The 23,138-nt window shown below is 71.9% G+C and carries 20 protein-coding genes; 19 read left to right on the top strand and 1 reads right to left on the bottom strand.

The window, feature by feature from the left end:
• Positions 1-26 precede the first annotated feature (26 nt).
• The 19 genes from QSV35_RS02525 to QSV35_RS02615 all read left to right on the top strand — a co-directional run bounded on the left by QSV35_RS02525 (position 27) and on the right by QSV35_RS02615 (position 22,679).
• Positions 27-998 (top strand): AAA family ATPase, encoded by a 972-nt coding sequence (locus tag QSV35_RS02525; protein ID WP_286286388.1) that lies wholly within the window; start codon positions 27-29, stop codon positions 996-998.
• Positions 998-2,242 carry a DUF58 domain-containing protein gene (locus tag QSV35_RS02530; RefSeq protein WP_286286390.1) on the top strand — a complete coding sequence of 415 codons (1,245 nt, stop codon included), beginning with the start codon at positions 998-1,000 and terminating at the stop codon, positions 2,240-2,242. Before QSV35_RS02525 ends, QSV35_RS02530 begins: the two co-directional genes overlap by 1 nt.
• Positions 2,239-4,626: a transglutaminase-like domain-containing protein gene (locus tag QSV35_RS02535; RefSeq protein WP_286286392.1), complete on the top strand. Its 2,388-nt coding sequence runs from the start codon at positions 2,239-2,241 to the stop codon at positions 4,624-4,626. The genes QSV35_RS02530 and QSV35_RS02535 overlap by 4 nt, the downstream gene beginning before the upstream one ends.
• Positions 4,623-6,110, top strand: a complete 1,488-nt coding sequence (locus tag QSV35_RS02540) for an RDD family protein (protein WP_286286394.1) — start codon at positions 4,623-4,625, stop codon at positions 6,108-6,110. Before QSV35_RS02535 ends, QSV35_RS02540 begins: the two co-directional genes overlap by 4 nt.
• Positions 6,107-7,018, top strand: a complete 912-nt coding sequence (locus QSV35_RS02545) for a PP2C family protein-serine/threonine phosphatase (RefSeq protein ID WP_286286395.1) — start codon at positions 6,107-6,109, stop codon at positions 7,016-7,018. Before QSV35_RS02540 ends, QSV35_RS02545 begins: the two co-directional genes overlap by 4 nt.
• The gene (locus tag QSV35_RS02550; RefSeq protein ID WP_286286397.1) at positions 7,015-8,373 is read left to right on the top strand and encodes an FHA domain-containing protein; all 1,359 of its coding nucleotides are present in this window, start codon (positions 7,015-7,017) and stop codon (positions 8,371-8,373) included. The genes QSV35_RS02545 and QSV35_RS02550 overlap by 4 nt, the downstream gene beginning before the upstream one ends.
• Positions 8,370-10,010, top strand: a complete 1,641-nt coding sequence (locus QSV35_RS02555; RefSeq protein ID WP_286286398.1) for a serine/threonine-protein kinase — start codon at positions 8,370-8,372, stop codon at positions 10,008-10,010. Before QSV35_RS02550 ends, QSV35_RS02555 begins: the two co-directional genes overlap by 4 nt.
• Positions 10,007-10,720 (top strand): FHA domain-containing protein, encoded by a 714-nt coding sequence (locus QSV35_RS02560; protein ID WP_419956809.1) that lies wholly within the window; start codon positions 10,007-10,009, stop codon positions 10,718-10,720. Before QSV35_RS02555 ends, QSV35_RS02560 begins: the two co-directional genes overlap by 4 nt.
• Positions 10,721-10,736: 16 nt before the next feature.
• Positions 10,737-15,206, top strand: a complete 4,470-nt coding sequence (locus tag QSV35_RS02565; protein WP_286286402.1) for an FtsK/SpoIIIE domain-containing protein — start codon at positions 10,737-10,739, stop codon at positions 15,204-15,206.
• A gap of 76 nt (positions 15,207-15,282) precedes the next feature.
• Positions 15,283-15,633 carry a hypothetical protein gene (locus QSV35_RS02570; RefSeq protein WP_286286403.1) on the top strand — a complete coding sequence of 117 codons (351 nt, stop codon included), beginning with the start codon at positions 15,283-15,285 and terminating at the stop codon, positions 15,631-15,633.
• Between the two features lie 14 nt (positions 15,634-15,647).
• Positions 15,648-17,120 (top strand): putative T7SS-secreted protein, encoded by a 1,473-nt coding sequence (locus tag QSV35_RS02575; RefSeq protein ID WP_286286405.1) that lies wholly within the window; start codon positions 15,648-15,650, stop codon positions 17,118-17,120.
• On the top strand, positions 17,117-17,701 hold the full coding sequence (locus QSV35_RS02580; protein WP_286286407.1) for a hypothetical protein: 585 nt from the start codon (positions 17,117-17,119) through the stop codon (positions 17,699-17,701). Before QSV35_RS02575 ends, QSV35_RS02580 begins: the two co-directional genes overlap by 4 nt.
• Entirely contained in the window at positions 17,698-18,339 is a 642-nt protein-coding gene (locus QSV35_RS02585) for a hypothetical protein (RefSeq protein ID WP_286286408.1), read from the top strand. Before QSV35_RS02580 ends, QSV35_RS02585 begins: the two co-directional genes overlap by 4 nt.
• Complete coding sequence (locus QSV35_RS02590) at positions 18,336-19,187, top strand: hypothetical protein (RefSeq protein WP_286286410.1); 852 nt, start codon at positions 18,336-18,338, stop codon at positions 19,185-19,187. The genes QSV35_RS02585 and QSV35_RS02590 overlap by 4 nt, the downstream gene beginning before the upstream one ends.
• Positions 19,188-19,294: 107 nt before the next feature.
• Positions 19,295-19,594, top strand: coding sequence for a WXG100 family type VII secretion target (locus QSV35_RS02595; protein ID WP_286286414.1), 300 nt, complete (start codon positions 19,295-19,297; stop codon positions 19,592-19,594).
• Positions 19,595-19,667: 73 nt separating this feature from the next.
• On the top strand, positions 19,668-19,973 hold the full coding sequence (locus tag QSV35_RS02600; protein WP_286286416.1) for a hypothetical protein: 306 nt from the start codon (positions 19,668-19,670) through the stop codon (positions 19,971-19,973).
• A complete protein-coding gene (locus QSV35_RS02605) occupies positions 19,970-21,622 on the top strand; it encodes a hypothetical protein (RefSeq protein WP_286286418.1) in 1,653 nt (550 codons plus the stop codon). Before QSV35_RS02600 ends, QSV35_RS02605 begins: the two co-directional genes overlap by 4 nt.
• Before the next feature lie 20 nt (positions 21,623-21,642).
• Complete coding sequence (locus QSV35_RS02610) at positions 21,643-22,068, top strand: hypothetical protein (RefSeq protein WP_286286421.1); 426 nt, start codon at positions 21,643-21,645, stop codon at positions 22,066-22,068.
• A complete protein-coding gene (locus QSV35_RS02615) occupies positions 22,065-22,679 on the top strand; it encodes a hypothetical protein (RefSeq protein ID WP_286286423.1) in 615 nt (204 codons plus the stop codon). Before QSV35_RS02610 ends, QSV35_RS02615 begins: the two co-directional genes overlap by 4 nt.
• Before the next feature lies 1 nt (position 22,680).
• Here QSV35_RS02615 and QSV35_RS02620 read toward each other — a convergent pair whose 3' ends face one another.
• On the bottom strand, positions 22,681-23,079 hold the full coding sequence (locus QSV35_RS02620) for a recombinase family protein (protein ID WP_286287815.1): 399 nt from the start codon (positions 23,077-23,079) through the stop codon (positions 22,681-22,683).
• Positions 23,080-23,138: the final 59 nt, after the last annotated feature.

Below are 23,138 nucleotides of genomic sequence, written 5' to 3' on the forward strand. Positions count from 1 at the left end.
CTCCCCAGAAACGGAAGATCCCACTCATGACAATGACCCCCGAACAGGCCGCCTGGTTCCAGGGCACCTTCGCGCGTCTCGTCGACAACGTCGACCAGGCGCTCATGGGCAAGCGCGAGGTCGTCGGCCTCGTCCTTTCCGCGATGCTCGCCGAGGGCCACGTGCTCCTCGAGGACGCCCCCGGGACCGGCAAGACGAGCCTCGCGAAGGCGCTCGCCGCGACCGTCCAGGGCACGAGCACCCGCATCCAGTTCACGCCCGACCTGCTGCCCTCGGACGTGACCGGCGTCACGATCTACGACCAGCAGAGCCACCGCTTCGAGTTCCACCGCGGGCCGGTCTTCGCCTCGATCGTGCTCGCCGACGAGATCAACCGCGCCTCGCCGAAGACGCAGTCGGCGCTGCTGGAGGTCATGGAGGAGTCGCGCGTCACCGTCGACGGCCAGCCGCACGAGGTCGGACGCCCGTTCCTCGTCATCGCGACGCAGAACCCGATCGAGCAGGCGGGCACCTACAAGCTTCCCGAGGCGCAGCTCGACCGTTTCCTCGTGCGCACGTCGATCGGCTACCCGACCCTGGATGTCACGGAGCGCATCCTCGCCGGCGCCGCCGACCGCAACCCGTCGGCGCACCTCCCCGCCATCATCACGACGAGCGCGATCGCCGACATGGCGGACCTCGCCTCGACGGTGCACGTGGATGCCGCGGTCCTCCGTTACGCGGCGCAGCTCGCGCAGGCCACCCGCGACGACCAGGCCACGCGCCTCGGCGTCTCGGTGCGCGGCGCGATCGCCATGGTCCGCATCGCGAAGGTCGTCGCCGCGGCCGCCGGCCGCCACTACGTCGTCCCGGACGACATCAAGGCGCTCGCCGCGCACGTATGGACGCACCGTCTCGTCCTCGAGCCCGAGGCCGAGTTCGCCGGCACGACCGCCGAGGCGGTCGTCGCGCGCGTGCTCGAGCAGATCCCGGCGCCGCAGGCGCGCGCGGCCGCGTGATGGCGACGCAGACTCTCGGTGCGAGCCGCGCGACAGGACGGCGGGAGGCCGCGTCAGCAGCGGCATCCAGCGTCCTTGGTCGCGTCCGCGCGGTCCTGGGGGTCGTGCGTCCCATCGGGTGGATCCTGATCGCCGGAGCCGTCGCCCTGTGGGTGTTCGGCGCGGCGCTCGGCTGGCAGGAGCTCCTCATCGCGGCCGTCGTCGTGACGACGGCGCTCTTGCTCAGCATCCTGTTCCTCATCGGCCGGTCGACCTACGGCGTCGATCTCGACCTCGGTCGCACGCGCGTCGTCGTGGGGGAGCGGGCCGTCGGCTCGCTGACGCTCACGAACGAGGGGACGCGGGCGATCCTGCCCTCGCGCGTCGTGCTGCCGGTAGGCGCCGGACGTGGCGAGTTCGGCGTGAAGCGGCTCGCGGCCAAGGAGTCCGTCGAGGAGCTGTTCGCCGTCCCGACCGCGCGCCGCGGGGTGCTGAAGATCGGCCCGGTGAGCGTCGTCCGCGGCGATGCGCTCGGCCTCTTCGAGCGCGTGCAGCGTCGCGGTGAGGGGGTCGACCTGTTCGTGCATCCCCGCACGGTCCTCTTCGAGGGTCAGTCGCTCGGCTTCGTGCGCGACCTCGAGGGGATGGCGGCGCGCGACCTCTCGCGCGACGACGTGTCGTTCCATGCGCTGCGCGAGTACGCGCCCGGCGACGACCTGCGCCACGTCCATTGGCGCTCGACGGCCCGCACCGGCACGCTCATGATGCGCCAGTACGAGGAGACGCGCCGCTCGCACTTCGCGATCGGGCTCAGCCGCAACCCCGCCGACTACCGCGACTCCGACGAGTTCGAGCTCGGCGTCTCGGCCGCGGGGTCGATGGGCCTGCGCGCCCTCAAGGACTCCCGACGCCTCGACGTGCACGTGCAGGGCGCAACGATCCCCGCAGAGACCGGCAAGCAGTACCTCGACGGGCTGTCCCGGCTCGAGCCGTCAAAGCCGCGGCAGGGGTCGATCGACGACCTCGCCTCGACGGTCGTCGCGACGCTGCCGACAGCGGCCGTCGTCGTGCTCGTGGCGGGGTCCGCGGTGGATGCGGCGCGCCTGCGTGCCGCATCCAGCCGTGCGCCGCAGGGCGCCCGCGTGCTCGCACTCGTCGCCGACCTCGGCGCGGAGCCGACCCTGCGCCGCATGGGCGATGCCGACGTCGTGACGATCGGCGCGCTCGACCAGCTTCCCGCCGCCCTCGCGAAGGTGCTCTCGTGACCGCGACCTCCACGGACGCCCCCACCCGCGCGCGTCGCGCCCGGTCCGCTGCTCCCGCCCGGCGTGCGGCCGAGCCGCTCTCCGCGCGCCGCTGGGCGCTCGACCTCTCCGCCTCGGCGCTGCTGCTGGCGGTGCCGATCGCCGGATTCTGGACGACGTTCGGCGGTCCCGCCTACCTGCCCGCGGCCGTCGGCGCGGCGGTCCTCGGACTCGCGATCGCCGCACTCGGCGCGCGCTTCCGCTGGGGCGTGCTGCTCGTCGCGGCCGCCACCGTCGTCGTGTACTTCGTGTTCGGCGCGCTCGCACTTCCTGCGACGGCGCTTGCCGGCGTTATCCCGACCCTCGATACGTTCCGCGGACTCGCGATCGGCGCTGTGGAGTCGTTCAAGATCCTCCTGACGACGCCGCTGCCGGTCCCCGCCACCGACGGCTTCCTCGTCGTCCCCTATCTCTTGAGCCTCGTCGCGGCGGTGCTCGTCGGCTCGCTCGGCCTGCGCCTGCGCACGCCCGCGTGGGCGCTCATTCCCGCGTCCGCCTACCTCGCCGCGGGCATCGCCCTCGGCGCCTCGGAGCCCGCGTTCCCGATCGCTCAGGGCGTCGTCTTCGGCGTCGTCGCCATCTCGTGGCTCGCGATCCGTCAGGCGTGGGCCCCGTCCGCCGTGGCCGCGGCGATCTCCGCCGACGGCGCCCCGACCCGCGTCGGAGCCGGACGCCGCATCGCGGCGGGTGCCGGCATCCTCGCCATCGCACTCGGGTCCGGCGTCGCGGCCGGTGCCATCGCCCCGGCACCCACCACGCGGTATGTGCTGCGCGACGTCGTCATCCCGCCGTTCGACGTGCACCAGTACGCGAGCCCCCTGCAGTCGTACCGAAGCTACGTGCGCGACTACACGAAGGAGCCGCTCTTCACGGTGTCGGGCCTCCCGAAGGGCGCGCGCGTGCGCATCGCGGCGATGGATGCGTACTCGGGCACCGTGTACGACGTGTCCTCGGCCGGTGCCGGATCCTCGAGCGCGTTCATCCCGATGCGCTCCGACATGTCCGGCTCAGCCGCGGGCACCCCCGCGACGGTGAAGGTCACGATCGACGGATACAGCGGCGTGTGGATGCCGGGTGTCGGCGCCGCGCAGAGCATCACGTTCCAGGGCCCGAACGCCGACGCCCTCCGCCGCGCGGCGTATTACAACGCGTCCACGCAGACCGCCGTCGACACGACACCGCTGCACAAGGGCGACGCGTACGAGATCGACGCGGTCGTCCCGTCGGTCCCGTCGGACGCGAGCCTCGCCAAGACGCCGTTCGCGCCGGTCACGCTCCCCAAGCAGCAGGGCGTGCCCCAGGCGTTCGCCGACCTCGCGAACAAGGCCGTCGGCGACGCGAGCACGCCGATCGCGCAGGTCCGCGCGCTGCAGAAGCACTTCGCCGAGGGCGGGTACTTCAGCGACGGGCTCGAGGGGCAGCCGCGTTCGCTCGCCGGCCACGGCGCCGGGCGCATCTCCGCGATGCTGGGCGCCGACCAGATGGTCGGCGACGACGAGCAGTACGCCGTCGCGATGGCCCTTTTCGCCCGGGAACTCGGCATCCCGGCGCGCGTGGTGCTCGGCTTCCACGCGCCGAAGGACGCCGCTGCCTCGGGTGTATTCAAGGCCGACAGCGACACGCTGCACGCGTGGGTCGAGGTCGCGTTCCAGGGCGTCGGCTGGGTGCCGTTCGACCCTACGCCCGACAAGGACCGCGTCCCGACGCAGGAGACCACGAAGCCGAAGCAGCAGCCGAAGCCGCAGGTGCTGCAGCCGCCGCCGCCCGCGCAGAAGCCGGCCGACGAGCCGCCGAGCATTCCCGACGACCGCGGCAAGGACAACAAGAACAACACCCTGCCCGGCTGGATCGGCACCGCGCTGACCGTCGGCGGCAGCACGCTCGCCGTCATCGCCGTGCTGCTCGCGCCGTTCGTCGCGATGGGGATCGTGAAGGGGACGCGACGCCGCAGGCGCAAGGACGCCGCGCGCCCGAGCGACCGCATCAGCGGCGGCTGGGACGAGCTGATGGACCGCGCGCTCGACCTCGGCACGCCTCTCGCATCGGGCGCGACGCGCGGAGAGGATGCGGCGACCGTCGCCTCCGCGTTCGACCAGCCCGCGGTCGCGACCCTCGCCCGGCAGGCCGACGCACAGGTGTTCGGCCCGTCCGAGCCGACGCCCGACGACATCGCCCGGTTCTGGGGCGAGGTCGACGAGATCGTCGGCGGGATGACGGCGCAGCGGTCGTTCTGGCGCCGATTGGGTGCCAGACTCAGCATCCGATCACTGCGCAGCGGCCGGCGCCCCGCATCCACCGACACCACCCCTCCGCCTCCCGGCACCGTCCCGAAGGAACGCCCATGACCCTGACGCCTCCTGGCGTCGCCGCCGCCCCGCTGGGGCGGCGTGCCGGCGCGTACGCGATCGACGCCGTCATCGCGGGACTCATCGGGGCTCTCGCGATGGGCCTCGGCGCGGTGTTCGTCGCGATCGGCGGTTCGCCCGCCAACGCGGTGACCGCCGCGGTGGGTGTGATGCTCGCCTACCTGTTCACGATGGCCGTGCTGTTCGCGTGGACGATGGTCTACACCGCGATGCAGGCGGGCACCGGGTCGATCGGCCAGCGGCTGCTGCACATCGCGCTCGCGGACGCGCAGACGGGCGAGCGGATCGGCTTCTGGCGCGCGCTGCTGCGCAACATCGTGTGGGCTGCGGCCTGCTCGATCGTCGTGGGCTACTTCACTCCGCTGTTCGACGGGAGCGCGCGCCATCGCGGATGGCACGACCTCGCATCCGGAGCCGTCGTCGTCGACCGTGCGGCGGCTGCGCCCGCTGCGTCGCAGCTGTTCGCGGCGCCCGCGGCGGCTCCTGCGGCGCCGTCGAACCCGTTCCTCGCGGCGTCGGCGTCGGCGCCCGCGGCCGAGCAGACCGATCCGTTCTTCGCCGCGCTCCGCGGCGGATCCGCCCCGGCGGAGGAGCCGGTGCCCGTGCCCGCCGTTTCCGCCGCGAACCCGTTCGTCGCCGCGTCTGCGGCGCCGGGCTCGACGGCCCCCCCGACGACGTTCCCGACGATGCGCGCGGGCAGTGTGGCTGACCTCACGCACACCGATCCGGTTCAGGATGCCGCGACCGCCGCTCCGGCCCCACAGCCGGTTCCGGCGGGTCGCGTCCTTCCAGTGACGAGCGGGATCATCTCGAGCGTGCCCGGCACGTCGTCGGCGGCCGTCGCCCCGGCAGAGTCTCTTCCGAGCGTCGAATACCTGCCGGTCCCCGAGCCCGTCGAGGGGTCGTCGTCGAGCGGTGGTGACGACCCCTCGCTCCCCACGCACACTCCACTCGCCGCTGGCGCGTCGAGCGGAGCCTCCGGGCGCGCGGCCCCAAGCTCGGGGACCGCTGCCGAACGCTTGCTGACCGCGGCACGTTCTGCAGCCTCCCCATTCGCCTCCGCGGCGGCGTCGCTCGTGAGCACCACCGATGACGAGGACCTCGACGCGACCCGCGCGTCCGCCCCGGCAGCGGCATCCGCGAGGGCCCGTCTCGCCCTCGTGTGGGACGACGGGACCCACACCGCGATCTACGCACGCACCGTGTTCGGCCGCAATCCCGCGGCCGACGGAGCGACGGCGGTCGCCGTGCGCGACGAGACCCTGTCCCTCTCGAAGACGCATTTCGAGGTGGATGCGGGCACCGACGGCACGTGGATCACCGACCGTCACTCCACGAACGGCACCGTCGTGCTCCGCGGCGGGACCGAGACGACCCTGGCTGCAGGCGAGCGCTTCCGCCTCCAGGCGGGCGACCGCGTCGAGATCGGCGACCGCTCCATCACCGTCGAGGCGGTCGCATGAGCGCGACCGCATCCACCCCCGTCCCGCTCGCCGACGCGTCGAGCCGTTCCGCAGCGCGCGCCGAGGCGCCCATCACCGTCGTCGCGGGGGCCGCGACCGACATCGGCCTGCGCCGCAAGGTGAACGAGGACTCGCATCTGAGCGCCGCGCCGGTCTTCATCGTCGCGGACGGGATGGGCGGCCATCAGGCCGGCGAGATCGCCAGCGCCATCGTGATCGAGGAGTTCACGACGCTCGTCGGACGCGCGAGCGTCACGATCGACGACGTGCAGTCGGCGCTCGGCCGCGCACGGGTGCGCGTCGACGAGCTGTCGGAGTCGAGCGGCTCCGAGGGCGCCGGCACGACCCTCGCGGGCGTCGTCGTCGCCGAGATCGAGGGCGAGGGCTACTGGCTCGCGGTGAACCTCGGCGACTCGCGCACGTACCTCCTCAGCGACGGCGACTTCGAGCAGATCTCGGTCGACCACTCCGTCGTGCAGGAGCTCATCGACCTCGGCCAGCTCGATCCGGGCGCCGCCGCGCACGACTCGCGCCGCAACGTCATCACGCGCGCGCTCGGCGCCGGCAGTGCTGCAGAACCCGACTTCTGGCTGCTTCCCGCTTCGCGCGGCGACCGCGTGCTCGTGTGCTCGGACGGCCTGTCCGGCGAGGTCGACGGCGAGGCGATCGCGGAGATCCTCCGTGCGGAGCCGAACCCGCAGACGGCCGCGGAGCGTCTCGTGCAGGCGGCGATCGATCACGGCGGGCGCGACAATGTCACGGCGCTCGTCGTGGACGTCACCGCGGTGCGGATCCGGGGCGACGAAGACGTCGCGACGATCCCGGGCGGCGTCTCACGGACGTCGCTCGCAGCGCATGCCGACAGCGACACGCGCCCGCGAGCGGGCGCGACGGAGGTGGCCTCATGAACGCCCTCTACGCACCGGGCCGCGCGGCGGCCATCGTCAGCGCCCGCGCGCTCGTGGTCGTCGATGCCGATCTCGCACTCGCCGCGCTGACCACGGTCTGGCGCGGTCTGGATGCGGCGGCCGACCTCGGCTCGGTGCTCGGTCTCATCGCCGACGCCAGCGGAGCGGGTCTGACGCGACTGCCCGACTTCGCCGTCGCGCTCGCCGAGGAGGGCGGCGTCCGGATCGCCCTGCGCGGTGGTGTCACGGTGCAGGCCGGCACCGAAGCGCTGTCTGCCGGCGACGTCAGCACCTGGGTGGAGCGGGCACTGCCGGGTGCCACCTCTGTGACCGTCGCGGTCTCCGGATCGGAGGATGATGCCGTCCTTCCCGCCGGAGGGGGCATCGTCTTCGCGTCCCGTGTCTCCTGGAGTATTTCGGCGGGCGTGGGGATCGAGCAGTCGTCCGTTGCCTCGCGGGGTGACGACCCCTCGACGGGCTCGGGGACCGGTCGGGGGTCGTCGAACGGTGGTTCATCGCTGGTCGCATCGGCGGAGTCCGTCCCGGGATCCAAATACCCTTCGGTCCCCGAGCCCGTCGAGGGGTCGTCCCCTTCGGTCCCCGAGCTTGTCGAGGGGTCGTCCCCTTCGGTCCCCGAGCTTGTCGAGGGGTCGTCCCCGGCGCCAACGAAGGCGCCCGCCGCGGCGAGCATGATCGACTCCGCCGCCGTCCTCTCCGCCGCCGCGGGCTTGCGCGACACGGGCGACACCCTCCTCCCGCTGGAGACGGCGGACGCCCGGCCCGAGCCGCCTTCCGACACCGCGGGATACGACCACCTGTGGGGCGCGACGATCGTGCGGTCCGTCGAGGATGCGGCGGTCCGCCCCGAGGAAGAGCCGGAAGACGAAGCGCCGGCACCGGCGACACTCGACGAGGGCGACCACGACGGAGCGACGATCTCGATCGCGCAGGCGCGTGCGCTGCGCGCCGAACGTCAGGAGCCGCCCGCGCCCCTCGCGCCGCCGCGCCTTCCGGCGCCGGCGCGCATCCGGCTGTCCACCGGCCAGGTGCTGAACCTCGACCGGACAGTCGTCATCGGCCGCCGCCCGCGCTCGACCCGCGTCTCCGGCACCGATCTGCCGCACCTCGTCGCGGTCGACAGCCCGCAGCAGGACATCTCTCGCAGCCATCTCGAGCTGCGGGTGGATGCGGGTGCCATCGTCGCGACCGACCTGCACACGACGAACGGCTCGATGCTGCTGCGGCCGGGGAGCGACCCCGTGCGGCTGCATCCCGGCGAGTCCACGGTGGTCGTCATCGGGGATGTCGTCGACCTCGGCGACGGGGTGACGGTCACGATCGAGGAGACGGCATGAGCGCGGCACGCGCCCCGATGGCGCCGCCCGATCTTCCCGGCTTCCGGTACCTCGACGTCCTCGGGTCGGGCGGGTTCGCCGACGTGTTCCTGTACGAGCAGGAGCTCCCGCGCCGCAACGTCGCCGTCAAGGTCCTCCTCACCGACCGCATCTCGAGCTCCTCGGTGCAGGAGTTCACTGACGAGGCGAACGTCATGGCGATGCTGTCGACGCATCCCGCGATCGTCACGATCTATCAGGCGGGCGTCTCCCGCGACGGGCGTCCGTACCTCGTCATGGAGTACTGCCCGAAGCCGAACCTGCAGGCGCGGTATCGGCGCGAAGCGTTCTCGGTCGCCGAGTCGCTGCGGGTCGGCATCCAGGTCGCCGCGGCCGTCGAGACCGCCCATCGCGCCGGAGTCCTCCACCGCGACATCAAGCCCGCCAACATCCTCGTCACCGAGTACAACCGGCCGGCCCTCACCGACTTCGGCATCGCGTCGACGAGCGGCGCGGCGGGGGAGTCGGCCGGACTGTCGATCCCCTGGTCGCCGCCGGAGTCGTTCGCCGACACCCCGCGCAGCGACGCGCGCTCCGATGTCTACGCCCTCGGCGCGACCGTCTACTCGCTCCTCGCCGGCCGGTCGCCGTTCGAGCTGCCCGGGCAGCGCAACTCCGGCGTCGACCTCATCGAGCGCATCGAGACGCTGCCGCTGCCGGCGATCGGCCGTGCCGACATCCCGTCGTCGTTGCAGTACGCGCTCGAGCGGTCGATGGCGAAGAACCCGGCCGACCGGTACGAGAGCGCGCTCGCGTTCGCCCGGGCGCTGCAGACCGTCCAGATCGAGCTCGCGCACTCCGTCACGCCGATCGACATCCTCGACGACGGTGTTCCGGACGAGATCGAGGAGGACGAGGACGACGGCCGCACCCGCGTGCGCGGCGTCATGAGCATCAACCCGGAGACGACGCCCGCGGCCGGCCACACGCGGCCCTCGGCGCTCACGACTCCGGTGTCGCGCCCGGCCCCCGCCGTCGACCAGACGGTGCGCCGCGGCCCGGCCGGCGTGCCCGCCTTCACCGAGCAGGCGGAGCAGACGGTGCGGAGGGATGCGGCCCCGACTGCCGCGCCCGCGGCGTCCGACGCGACGGTCGTCCGTCCGCCCGTCTCCGTGTCTCCCACGCCGTCGATGTTCGAGACCGCCGCACCGGCCGTGGTCGAGCCCGAGTCCGCTGAGCGGGCACCCCGTAGGCGAGGCCTGATGTGGGTCCTCATCGCCGGGGCCGCCGTCATCGTCATTGCGGGCATCGTGGTGGTCGCATCCCTGCTGAACGGCGGCGAGCCCGCCGCCAAGCCGAGTTCGTCGGCGACGGCGCAGCCGCAGGATCCGCTGTCCGGGTACGTCGCGGCGCCGACCGACCTCAAGGGGACGGTCGGGCCGAACGGCGTCACCTTCACGTGGACCAACCCGGAGCCGCACAAGGGCGACACCTACCTGTGGGGCGTCACCGTGCCGGGCCAGGACACGGAGCTGGCGCAGACGGACAAGACCACCGTGACGGTGCCCGCCGATCCGACCGGCCGCACGTGCATCACGGTGAGCGTCAAGCATCCGGATGGCACCGGATCGGCCGACACGACGGGATGCGCTCAATGAGCGCCCTGACGGTCGACTTCGCCGGCGAGCTGTTCGACGTCGACCCCGACGCCGTCTTCACCGTCGGACGCGAGGGCGACCTCGAGATCGACGACAACCCGTTCCTGCACCGCCACTTCCTGACGATCGAGCGGGCCGACGGTCTCTGGGTCCTGTCGAACGTGGGCAGCCGTCTCGCCGCGACCGTCACCGACGGCGGTGGCCGCGTGCAGGCCTGGCTCGCCCCGGGCGCCCGCCTGCCGATCGTCTTCGCGACGACCACGGTGATCTTCAGCGCCGGCGCCACGACGTACGAGCTCACCATCCATGCCGCCGAGCCGACCTTCCGGCCTGCGCCCGTCTTCGACGAGTCGGACGGGCAGTCGACGATCGGCGACGTGCCGCTGACGCTCAGCCAGCGGCTCATGATCCTCGCGCTCGCCGAGCCGATCCTGCGCCGCGAGGGCGCGGGCATGAGCGAGCTGCCGACGTCGGCGAACGCAGCGGCGCGCCTCGGCTGGACGATCACGCGCTTCAACCGCAAGCTCGACAACGTGTGCGACAAGCTCGACCGCATCGGCGTGCCGGGCCTGCGCGGCGGCGTCGGCTCGTACGCGACGAACCGCCGTGTGCGCCTCGTCGAGTACGCCGTCGCCGCGCGGCTCGTCACCCGCGACGACCTTCCGCTGCTCGACGACCCGGCGCGCTCCGCCGACCCCGACGAATCGTGACCCCGAGAGGCAACACGTGCGCCTGAAGCTGACCCTCAACCGCGTCGCGGGTCCGCCCGCCGACATCGTCGTGACGACGGATGCCGCGGCATCCATCTCCGACGTCGCCGAGGCGATCGCGCGACTCGACCCGACCGGCGACCGTCTCGTGCGTCAGGGCCGTGGACCGCTGACCCTCGCTGCGACCGTCCCCGGCCAGAGCGCCGCCGCGGTGCTCCCGCCCGACGCCCCGATCGGCGAATCGCCGATCGGTTCGGGTGCGACCGTCGGGCTCGTCGAGGCCGGCGCCGCACCCACCGGCGACGGCCCCGCGGTGGCGCGCGTGCGCGTCATCGCCGGTCCGGACGCGGGTGCCGAGTTCGCGCTCTCCGCGGGCACGACGATCCTCGGCCGGGACGCTGCGTGCGACATCGAGCTGCACGACCCGATGGTGTCCAAGCGCCACATCCGGTTCGAGGCATCCGATGTCGTGGACGTCGTCGATCTCGGGTCGGCCAACGGTCTCGTCGTCGACGGCGGGCTCGTCCAGCGCGTGCGCGTCGACCGCCGCGAGACGCTCCTCGTCGGCGACTCGACCCTCGTCGTCGAGGTCGCGCCCACCCGCATCGTCTCCGGCGTCGTCCCGGTCAAGGCCGGCCCGGTGTTCTTCAACCGGTCGCCGAAGGTCGAGGCGCGGTACGCGGGCGAGGAGTTCGGCGCACCCGAGGTGCCGACCGAGAAGGAGAACCAGCCGTTCCCCCTCCTCGCGATGATCATCCCGCTCCTCCTCGGCGGCGTGATGCTCTTCACGACCCACCAGCCGTATTCGCTCCTCTTCGTCGCGATGACGCCCGTCATGCTGGTCGGCAACTACCTCAACACGCGGTCGCGCGACAAGCGCAAGCTGAAGAAGTCGATCGCCGTGTTCGACGAGCGCCTCGCGAGCCTCAGCGCGCTGCTCGGCGAGGAGCGCGTCAGCGAGCACACGCAGCGCCACCAGGAGTCGCCGTCGACCCTCGAGACCTACCAGCAGGCGCTCGAGCGCGGTCCGATGCTGTGGACGCGCCGCCCCGAGCACTGGTCGTTCCTCAATGTGCGTCTCGGCGTCGGCGCGATGCCGAGCCGCAACACGATCAAGACGGCGAACCGCGGCGAGATCCTCCAGGAGTTCCAGGAGCGCCTCGACGTCATCGTCGACGACCACCGCACGATCCCCGATGTGCCGATCATCGACAATCTGCACGACGCGGGCGCGCTCGGCATCGCCGGCACGCCCGACCAGGCGGCGGGTGCGGTCAACTCGGTGCTGGTGCAGCTGACGGGTCTGCATTCTCCGGCCGAGCTCGTCGTCGCCGCCATCGTGACGCCGGCGTGGTCCGCCCCGCTCGAGTGGCTCAAGTGGATGCCGCACACGACGTCCGCGCAGAGCCCGATCAGCGGCGGGCACCTCGCGGACGGTGCGGCCAGTTCCGGCACGCTGCTGTCGGCGCTCGAGGAGCTCGTCGAGACGCGCCTGAAGCAGCGGGATGCCGCCGCTCGCGGGGCGATCGAGCGGGATGCCGCGGCCCTCACCCGCGGTGGCAAGGTCGGCCAGGAGGACCAGACGCAGCAGGCGCCCGTCCCGGGGGTCGTCGTGCTCATCTCGGACGACGCCGCCGTCGACCGCGCCCGCCTCGTTCAGCTGACCGAACGCGCCGCGGACGCGGGCGTCTACCCGATCTGGATCGCGGGGGACACCGCCTCCCTCCCCGCCGCGTGCCGCACCTACGTCGCCTTCGGCGAGCGTCCCGGCATCGCCACGGTCGGCTTCGTCCGTCTCGGCGAGACGATCGAGGACGTCGTCACCGAGCAGGTGCCCACGGCGCACGCTCTCGAGTTCGCGCGCCGCATGGCGGCGGTGGTGGATGCGGGCGCCCTCGCCGTCGACTCGAGCGACCTGCCGCGCACCGTCTCCCTCGTGACGCTCCTCGGCCATGACCTCGCCGAGTCCTCGGACGCGGTCGTCGACCGCTGGCGCCAGAACGCGTCGATTCACGACCGCTCGGGCACCGCTCCCGCGCCGCGGCGCGCCGGGCGCCTGCGTGCGATCGTCGGCTCGGCCGGTGTCGACCCGATGCACCTCGACCTGCGCGCCCAGGGTCCGCATGCCCTCGTCGGCGGCACGACCGGCGCCGGAAAGTCGGAGTTCCTGCAGGCGTGGGTCCTCGGCATGGCCGCCGAGTACAGCCCCGACCGTGTGACGTTCCTTTTCGTCGACTACAAGGGCGGCTCGGCCTTCGCCGACTGCGTCGAGCTGCCGCACTGCGTCGGTCTCGTCACCGACCTCAGCCCGCACCTGGTCCGCCGCGCCCTCACGAGCCTGCGTGCCGAGCTGCACCACCGCGAGCACCTCCTCAACCGCAAGAAGGCGAAGGACCTGCTCGAGCTCGAGAAGCGCGGCGACCCGGAATGCCCGCCCGCGCTCGTCCTCGTCATCGACGAGTTCGCCGCCCTCGTCGGCGAGGTCCCGGAGTTCGTCGACGGCGTCGTCGACATCGCCCAGCGCGGACGGTCGCTCGGCATCCACCTGATCATGGCGACCCAGCGACCCGCGGGCGTCATCCGCGACAACCTGCGCGCAAACACCAACCTCCGCGTCGCGCTGCGTATGGCGGACGAGTCCGACTCCGACGACGTCGTGGGCGTCAAGGATGCCGCGCACTTCGACCCGGGCCTGCCCGGACGCGGCATGGCGAAGACCGGCCCCGGCCGCCTTGCCCTCTTCCAGTCCGGCTACGCGGGCGGCTGGACGAGCCGCGAGCCCGAGCAGGCGGCCGTCGAGGTCGCCGAGCTCCGCTTCGGCGGCGAGGTGCGCTGGGAGGAGCCGAGCCGCAACGAGGATGCGGCCCCGCGCGATCCCGGCCCGACCGATCAGCAGCGGCTCGTGGCATCCATGCGCGGTGCCCAGCGCGTCGCCTCGATCCCGGCGCCGCGCCGCCCGTGGCTCGACGAGCTGGCGGCGGTCTACGACCTGTCGCTCCTTCGTCAGCGCACCGACGCCCAACTGCTCCTCGGCGTCGCGGACATGCCCGAGCGGCAGCAGCAGGCGCCGGTCTCGTTCGACCCCGACACCGACGGCAACATCGCGATCTTTGGCACCGGCGGATCGGGCAAGTCGGTGGCGCTGCGCACCCTCGCGTGCGCCGCGGCGATCACGCCCCGCGGTGGCCCTGTGCACGTGTACGCCCTCGACTTCGGCGCGGGCGGGCTCCGGATGCTGGAGCAGCTGCCCCACGTCGGAGCCGTCATCGGCGCCGACGACGCGGAGCGCACGATCCGCCTGCTGCGCATGCTCAAGGGCCAGCTGGAAGACCGTGCGGCGCGATTCGCGGCCGCCAACGCGGCGAGCATCACCGAGTACCGGCGCCTCGCGAACCGCCCCGACGAGCCCCGCATCCTGCTGCTCGTCGACGGGTTCCCGAACTTCCGCGACGACTACGAGACGGCCGCGGGCCGCTCGCAGTGGTACGACGTGTTCCGCGATGTCCTGAGCGACGGCCGGCAGCTCGGCATCCATGTCGCGATGACGGCCGACCGCGCGGGCGCCGTGCCGACCTCGGTGGCCTCCAGCATCCAGAAGCGCGTCGTCCTGCGCCTCGCGGACGACGGCTATTCGCTCCTCGACGTGCCGGGCGACATCCTGTCGCCGTCGTCGCCGGCCGGACGCGCGGTCGTCGACGGGTACGAGACGCAGCTCGCCGTCCTCGGCGGCACGCGCAGCGTCTCCGAGCAGGCCGCGCACACGGCGAAGTTCGCCGACGCCATGCGCCGGGCCGGCGTCTCCGAGGTCCCGCGCATCGGCGCGATGCCCGTCGAGTACGCGCAGTCCGAGCTGCCGTCGTCGGCCGGCGGCCGTCCGGTGCTCGGCATCGGCGAGTCGGACCTCGGCGCGCTCGGCTTCGAGCCGAGCGGCACGATGCTGCTCGCGGGTCCCCCCGCGAGCGGTCGCACGACGGCGATCGCCGCCGTGGCCGAGGCGCTCGGCCGGTTCGACCCCGCCGCCCGCCTGTACTTCATCGGCGGCGCGCGATCTCCGCTCGTCCGGGCGCGCGCGTGGGCAGCGACCGCGACATCGCCGGAGGAGGCCGCATCCCTCGCCCGCAATCTCGAGGCGGCCATCACCGACCCCGACACCGAGGGCAGGATCGGCGTGTTCGTCGAGGCGATCGGCGACTACCTCCAGTCGTCCGCGGACATGCCGCTCGTCGAGCTCATCAAGGCGGTGCGCCGCAGCGACCACTTCATGCTCGCCGAGGCCGAGACGAGTGCGTGGGGGTCGAGCTGGCCTCTGCTGGCGGAGGTCAAGAACGGGCGCCGCGGGCTCCTCCTGCAGCCGGAGGCCCTCGAGGGCGACCTGCTGCTGAAGACCCCGCTGCCGCGCATGCAGCGCGCCGAGTTCCCCCCGGGCCGCGGCGTGTACATCGCCAAGGGCGGGCACGAAAGGGCCCAGCTGCCGATGGTGGGGTGACCCATGGGGATGTCTCCCCATCGCGCGGCCGTTCCGGTCGCGCCTACTGTGAGCGAGCGGACGGAAGGAGCAACGCGTGTCTGATCTCATCCTCGATCTCCAGCGCCTCGATCAGCTGCACCGGGACCTGCAGGCGGTCATCGACGAGTTCAAGAACGCGTCCGACTTCTCGCACGACGTCGCCCACGCGACCGGAGACGATCACCTCGCCGACAAGGTGCGCGACTTCGCCGACCGGTGGAACGACAAGCGCAAGAACATGACCGAGAGCGTCGAGGGGCTGCAGAAGGCCGTCGGCGCGATCACGGAGAACTTCACCAAGGTCGACCAGGGGCTCGCGAAGGCGCTGGAAGACGGCGCGTCGAAGCAGGCGGCGGCGAACCCGTCCGGCCGCTCGGCGACCGGCCACGGCCGCCCGGCGATCTGATCGGCAGGAGAGACATGAGCGACGTTCCCTACCAGCCCCTCACCGGCGACCCGAGCCTGCTCGAGACGAAGGCCCGCCACTACCGCGACATCGCCGACGCCATCCAGCGGTCGACCCTGACGCTCAAGAGCATCCACGACGTCGACGACATGAAGAGCCAGGCGACGGAGGCTCTGAAGTCACAGGCCGACGACGTCCGCAAGGACATCGACAAGGCCCACGACCGGTACGACACGACGGCGAAGGCGCTGCTGACCTACGCCGCCGCACTGCGCGCCGCTCAGGAGGACGCGCGGCGCGCGATCGCCGACATCGATGCGAAGCAGAGCGCCTACGACTCGGCATCCTCCCGCTCCCAGAACGCCGACAACCTCGCCTACGACACCCGGTGGAAGTCGGAGGCCACGCTCGAGGAGAAGACGCAGGCCGCCGACGACGCGGATGCGGCGCGCCGCCACCTGCAGGGCGCCTCCGACGAGCTCGCCGCGGCGCAGCAGCGGTGGCGCGATGCCCTGAAGGCGAAGACGGATGCCGCCGACACGGCGCGCGGCGCGATCTCCGACGTCGTCGACCGCAACAACCACGGCCTGCAGGATCCGTCCTGGTGGGAGAAGGCGCTGGAGGCGGTCTACCACGTCTTCAAGACGATCTGCGATATCGCCGGCGTCCTCGCGATCTTCCTCGCCTGGGTGCCGTTCCTCGGGCAGGCGCTCATGATCCTCGCGGCCGTCGGCGCCGTCCTCACCGCCATCGAGGCCGTGGTGAAGGCGTTCCAGGGCGGCAGCTGGGGGGAGGCCATCTTCGCGGTCGTCGGCGCCGTCCTCACGGTCTTCGGCGGCAAGCTCATCGACATGGCCATCAAGGGCGTGCGCGGCATGGCTGTCCTGCGGTCGGCGGCGGTCTTCCGCGAAGCCGCGGTCGCCGCGGGCAAGACGGGCCGCCAGATCGGCGGTGCGGTGCTCAGCGGCGAGCGGTCCATCCAGGGCATGGGGCGCCTCGCGTACATGACGCAGCGCGGTGCCACCTCGGCCGAAGGAGCGCTGCGCGAGGCGCTCGGCAGCCCGAAGGGGTTCGGGAACGCGGTCGTCGACGCCTTCAAGGAGTCGTACAAGAGCGACTACGTCACGGCGCTCGTCGAGAAGGGGTTCAGCGCAGGCATGCGCGAGAACGGCACCCGCTTCATGATGGAGCTCAAGAACTTCGGGCAGCGGGACCTGCTGCAGACGTACAAGACGATCGGGATCGCCGGGCTGACGCACGACGCTCCGCTGGTCGCCTCGACGGTCGGCGTGACGGCGCTCAAAGTCGGGCAGATGGGCCTCGAGGGCTACAACACCTTCACGGAGAACGGCTCGAAGTCGCTGCCCTGGCAGATCGCCGGCGACGCGAACGGCGTCGCGAAGAACTTCCTCCCCGAGCCGGTCGGACAGGTCGGCGAGCGGGTGCTGAAGGCCCACGATATGTTTGATTCGATGGTGGGCAAGTGAAGCAGATCGTCGACTACACCCTCTCCGTCGGCACCGACTGGCATGAGTTGCCCGCGGAGGGCACCGACCCGTACGGCTGGGCTCGGCAGATCGTCGTCGACGCGAACGTCGAGGACCCGGCCGCCGAGCTCCTGGAAGCACGCCTGCGTTCCCTCGCCGAGGTCGTCGGCGCGCAGATCGGCGACGGCGGCACCGCCGCGGTGTGGGTCCCGGTCCCCGAGTCCGGGTACGCCGCCGCGCTGATGTCGATCACCGTCTGGAACGTCGGCGACGGCGGATACGTCGATCGAGCGGCCTTCCTCGCCGAATCCGTCGACGACGCCGTCTACGGCACCGTCTGGGAGGGTGAGCTCCCGGCGGGCCCGTTCGCCGCCCGCCACGCCGTGCGGCTCCGGCCGCGCGAAGACGGCGACGAGCACGACGTCGTCGAGATGACCGAGTTCGTCGTCTTCCCGGATGACGCCGCACAGTTCGTCCAGATCGTGTTCTCCGCCGAGAACATCACGGCGTTCGAGGACATGCCCGGGCAGACCGAGGCCGTGGCGCGCACGCTCGGCCTCGCGTACGGAGTCGCCGCATGACCGCCGAGGTCGATCGGCCCGTCGTCGTCGCCGACACGCGGCAGCGGTTCTCCATCATCCTCCCGGGGACCTGGGCATCGGTGCCGATGGCGGACGCCGACACGATGCGCACGACGGTCGCGCGCATCGTCAAGGAGCGGATGCCGCGCGACGACCGCCTGGCCGCCCTGCGGCGCGACGTCCGCGAAGACCTCCTCGCGAGCGCCAAGAGCGCGGCGGAGGCGGGCGCCGACCTGTACGCCCTGTCGCTGGAGATCCTGCCCGGCATCCCGTTCCCCGCATCCATGATCGGCTTCGTGCAGCCGTGGCCGCCGATGAGCGTCGAGGCCCTCGCCGCCGCCGGCTCGGCCGAGGAGGTCGTGGGGCTCCTCGTCGCCGCGTTCCCGGGCTCGGTCGCCATGCCGACGGCCACCGTGCCGCACGTCCGGCGGGCGGACGTGCGCACGCGCGAGATCGGCCAGACCGAGACCCAGATGCTCGACCTCGAGTACTGGTTCGCGGATCCGACCGGGTCCCTCACATGCCTCATGGTCTCGGTGCCGGAGTGCGAGGCTCCCGAGTTGATCACGGCGCTCTTCGACGCGGTCGCGGCAAGCGTGTTCTGGACCGACCCCCGCACGCCCGAGGGCGGTTCATGACGTCGGCAGGCGGGCCGAAGCGGGCACGTGCGACGAACGACGCCTCCTACGCCGACCTCCGCGAGCCGGTGTACCTCCTCGCCCCCGAGGCCCGCGCGACGACGTCCACAGGCGTCGGCTGGCGCCCCTTCGGCTATCTCCTCCTCACCGTGGTGTGGTTCGTCCTCGCGGTGATCGTCCTCGCGGTCGTGTTCGCCGTCCTTCCGTGGCGCCTTTCTTCCGACGATGTCGGGCCGCTCGGGCAGTCCGCGGGATTCTCGGGCGGCAACCTCATCGGCGGCGTCTTCGCCCTCCTTCTCATCGCCCCGCTCATCGGAGCGCTGTTCGGTGTGATCCTGACGGTCTCGGTCGGCTCGTTCCTCAGTTCCGCGACCTATCTCCTCCGGAGCCTGAATCCCGCCTTCCGGCAGGAGAAGCTGTCCTTCTCGGCGCGGAGCGTCCGGGCCGAGGCGACGGGCCCGGCATCCATCGCCGGGCTCTCGACCGCGTTCTCGCTCGTGCCGGTGCGCCTGACCCGGTGGACGAAGCTCGTCACGATCTTCACGTCCCAGGGCCTCGTCGTGAACGTGACCCTGTGGGTCCTCGGTGCGTGGTGGGGCTGGTTCTACGTCTTCACCGTGTGCTGGATGCTGTGGCCGGCGCAGGGCGCCGCATCCCTCGTCTGCGCGGTCGTCAGCGTCCTGCTGTTCGCGGTGTTCGTGTACTTCGTGTGGCGCAGCCGACGCGCGTATCCGGACATCATGCCCGCGGCCTACCGAGGCACCCCCTACGAGCGCTCGTGGCCGAACCGTCCCAGGGAGAAGCCGGCCCGCAAGCCCGCCCCCAAAGGCGCCGCGCGCGCGAAGTAGATCGCATGGGGAGTCCTCCCCATGTGATTATCCAAACGGCGCAGGTAGCGTCGAAGACATGAGGTCGGCCGGATGGGCCACCCGGTGAATCCCAAGGAGAAACACTCATGGCGAACATGAACGTCACCTACGCCGACATGCAGCAGGCCGCGGGCCGTCTCAACGCCGGCAAGGACGACATCATCTCGAAGCTGCACGAGCTGCAGGCCCTCGTGAACAACCTCGTGAGCTCCGGCTTCGTCACCGACTCCGCATCGGGCGCCTTCCACGAGTCCTACCAGCAGTTCACGACCGGCACCACGCAGGCGGTCAACGGTCTCGACGGCATGAGCCAGTTCCTGAACAAGGCGGCCGACACGCTGCAGCAGGTCGACTCGCAGCTCGCCCAGGGCATCGGCGGCCACTGACACACGCGCATCGGAAAGGGCGAGGGCGGGGGGCTCTCGCCCTTTCCCATACACAGACGGGGGAACAGCGCCGATGGACAGGCTCGAAGTCGACTTCGCCGAGCTCCACCACGCGAAGCAGCAGCTGGCGACGACCGCCGACACGCTGCGCCGCGCCCAGCTCATGGGCGACCGTCTGGCCGACCTGACCGGGCATCCCCGTCTCGCCGGAAAGGTGCGCGACTTCGCGAGCAACTGGGCGATCCACCGCTCCCGGCTCCTCGCGAGCCTGCGACACCTCGAGGACAGCATCGCCGCCATTGAGGAGACCTTCGCCGACGTCGACCACCGCCTGGGCCGCGAGGTCGGCGGAGCGATCGCGAAGGGCACGCATCCGTGACCGCACAGGCAGTCCACGACGCGTGGGATCACCTTCTGCAGGGCGAGCCCGCCGCGCTCGGTGCCGATGCGGCGCAGCTGACGCGGGCGGCCGCGGCGATCCTCGAGGCGACGCTCGCGCTCACCGACGTCGCGTACGGACAGCACAGCGACGCGACCGACGCGCTGCAGCACGCCGCCGATGACGTGCGCGGCGCGCTCACGCGGGCCGAACGGCGCTACAGCGGCACGGGTGCGGCGCTCCACACCTTCGCGGTCGAGCTCGAGCCGATCCACCGCAGCGCACGCGGCCACATCCAGGACCTCATCGACGCCCAGTCGCGCAGCGACCACGCCGATGTCGCACTCGTCGATGCGAACGACCGGCTGCGGACGACGTCGTACGGCGGTGGCTCCGACGCCGACATCGAGCGGCTGCAGCGCGAGGCGCGGCTCGCCAACGCCCACGTCCAGAACGCGTACGGCGACGTGTCGTCGGCGCTCGCGGCGCTGCGTGCCGACGAGAGGGCGCGCGAGGATGCGGCGGACCGTGCCATCCGCGCCATCGAAGACGTCATCTCCGACGGCGCGGACTCTATCCTCGACCGGATCGCGCAGGTCTGGGACGGCGCCGTCACGATCTTCTCGGCGGTGGCGCAATGGGCGAAGACCGTGATCGCCGAGGTCGTCAGGCAGCTCGCCAGTGCATTGATGTCTCTGGCGGCGATCATCGTCTTCGCGGCCGCGCTGATCATCGCCGTCCTCCTTCTCGTCCAGATCGTGGGGGCCCTCGCGCTGCTGCTCGGTCCTCTCGGGCCGCTCTTCCTCACGCTCGTCTTCGCGACGGCGGCCGTCGCGCTCGCCGCGATCCCCGCCCTGATCGTCGCCTTCGTCGTGCAGGAGCTCACCGGCAAGCCGCGCCGCCACGATGAATCGGAGGATCCGGACCTCGGCAGGCACGTCACGCCCGACGGCGATGCCGCCCACGACTACGGCGATCTCATCCGGCAGGTCGCAGACAAGGACGCGTCGGGGCTCGCCGCCGACGCGATGGACGTCAAGGTCGTGGCGATCACGGACGACGCGGGCACCATCATCGCCTGGCGGGTGCAGTGTCCGAGCACGCAGTACTGGAGCCCTTTCAACAAGGCGGGCATGAACGACCTCGCCACGGACGCCATGCTGTCCTTCTTCCCGGGCATGCGGACGCAGTACGAGAAGGCGGTGTTCGACGCGATGCAGCGCGCCGGCGTCGACAAGAGCGATGCGCCGATCATGTTCACGGGCTGGAGCCTCGGTGGCATGGAGGCCGCGAAGCTCGCGACGACCCCGCAGTATGCGGACCGCGTCGGCGCCGTCGTCACCGCGGGATCGGCCATCGACAAGTACCGCGACCGCATCGGCCCGGCCGTGAACGTCACGCAGATCAACAACCTCGTCGACCCCGTGCACCACCTCGAATTCGTCGGGCTCGGCCCGGCGGACGGCGCCCTTCCGCCGAAGTGGAGCACCTATTGGATCGAGGATGGCCGCGTGCACAACGGCGAGATGTATGCGCAGGGCGCCGACAGGGTCGTGCCGAAGCCGCGGCCGGGCGACGAGAAGTACTTCGCGGACGCTCAATCAGGCACCCACGAAGTGACCTATACGGAGAGATATTCTCGACGGTGATGAGGGGCAAGGGGATTCTGATGGCAGGCGTGCTCGCGACCGTTCTCGGCTTGGCCGGATGCGCTTCCGCGGATCCGGCCCCGGTGCGCTCGGCGCTGGAAGCCGTGCCCGGTGTCCAGTCGGCACAGGTCGTCGTCGGCCATCCCGGTGCGCCCTGGAACACCGAGACGCTGATCACGCTGCGGATCGCGGACGGTTCCGCGGAACCCGTTGAAGCGGCCGCACGCGCCGCCATCGCGGGAATCGCGGCCACGGATGTCGCCCAGCATCCGGTCCGCCTGTATTTCACGACCGACGCGCCCGCCGGCTCCCAGACGTCCTTCCTCCGGGTCGGCAGCGACGTGCTCAAGCCCGTCGCCCGCGATCTCGGCCTCGAGGAGCAGCGTGCGGTCGAGTCGCTGCCCCTCAGCCCGGCCGACATCAAGCGCCTGGCCGCCGAGAAGTGAGCGCGCGACTGCAGCTGCGGTTGCCTGGAGAGTGGTTCGCGCTCGACCCGCGCGACGAGGAGACGGCGGCAGCCCAGATCGCCGCGATCGCCAGGGACGTCGCGGGCACGGCCGACGACGCGGCCATCGCCAGGGCGCGCGTGCGCGAGACGTTCGGCGAGGTCGTCCGGTCCGCTCGCGAGGCGGAGGCGGAGAAGGTCCTCGTGTGCCGGGAGATCGCGGGGATGCCGATCCCCGCGTCCATCACCGTGCATCTGCCGGACGGGATGCGGATGAGCCCGGCGATCGGGACCTCCTCGGCCGCAGTCATCGAGACGCTCGAGGCGGCATTCCGGGAACTCGACGTCGAGGGGATCGACGACGCGACCCGGCTCGGCTCGCCGGGCGGCGACGTCCTGCGTCTCCTCACGACCGGATACGAGGCGGTCGAGGAGGAGGGCGAGCGGCTGGAGATCCACCGCCTGCGTGCCGACTACTGGTACGCGGTGCCCGGGACGAAGGATGTGCTGCTGGTCAGCATGACCACCGCGCTCGGCGACATCCCGAACCTCATGGTGCAGTTCTTCGACGCGATCGCCACCGCCGCGTACTTCGAGCCCGAAGCGGCCTAATTCACTCCGCGTCGTGCAGGTGGCGCTCGCCGTGGTCGAGCACCTTCACGACGATCCCGCGGCCGCGCAGGGCCTTGAGCGTCCGAGTCTCCTCGTCGGTGTCGCGGCCGAGCGCGTGGCGGCTCGCGACGACGAGCACATCGCCGCGGCGGAGGGTGCCGAACAGGCGCACGAGCCGCTCCTCCCACGACTCGAGCGTCTCCGGAGCCGGGTGACGGAACCCCTCGATCGGCACGCCGAAGCGGGTGAGGTCGCCCCGCTGCTCGACGACCGACGGCATGTCGTCGCGCGTGACGACCAGGCCGACGAGGCGGGAGCCGGCCGGGCGGGCGAGCCACCAGTTGCGGTCGGCCTGCAGCTCGGTGAAGCACTTGGGGCAGTCCGCGGCGGCGTGCGGCAGGTGGATGGGGCTCGTCAGCGCCGCGGCGCCCGCGCCGTCGTCCGGCGTGGTCCGCACGG

The organism is Microbacterium candidum, assembly GCF_030315975.1.
Taxonomy (GTDB): Bacteria; Actinomycetota; Actinomycetes; order Actinomycetales; family Microbacteriaceae; genus Microbacterium; species Microbacterium candidum.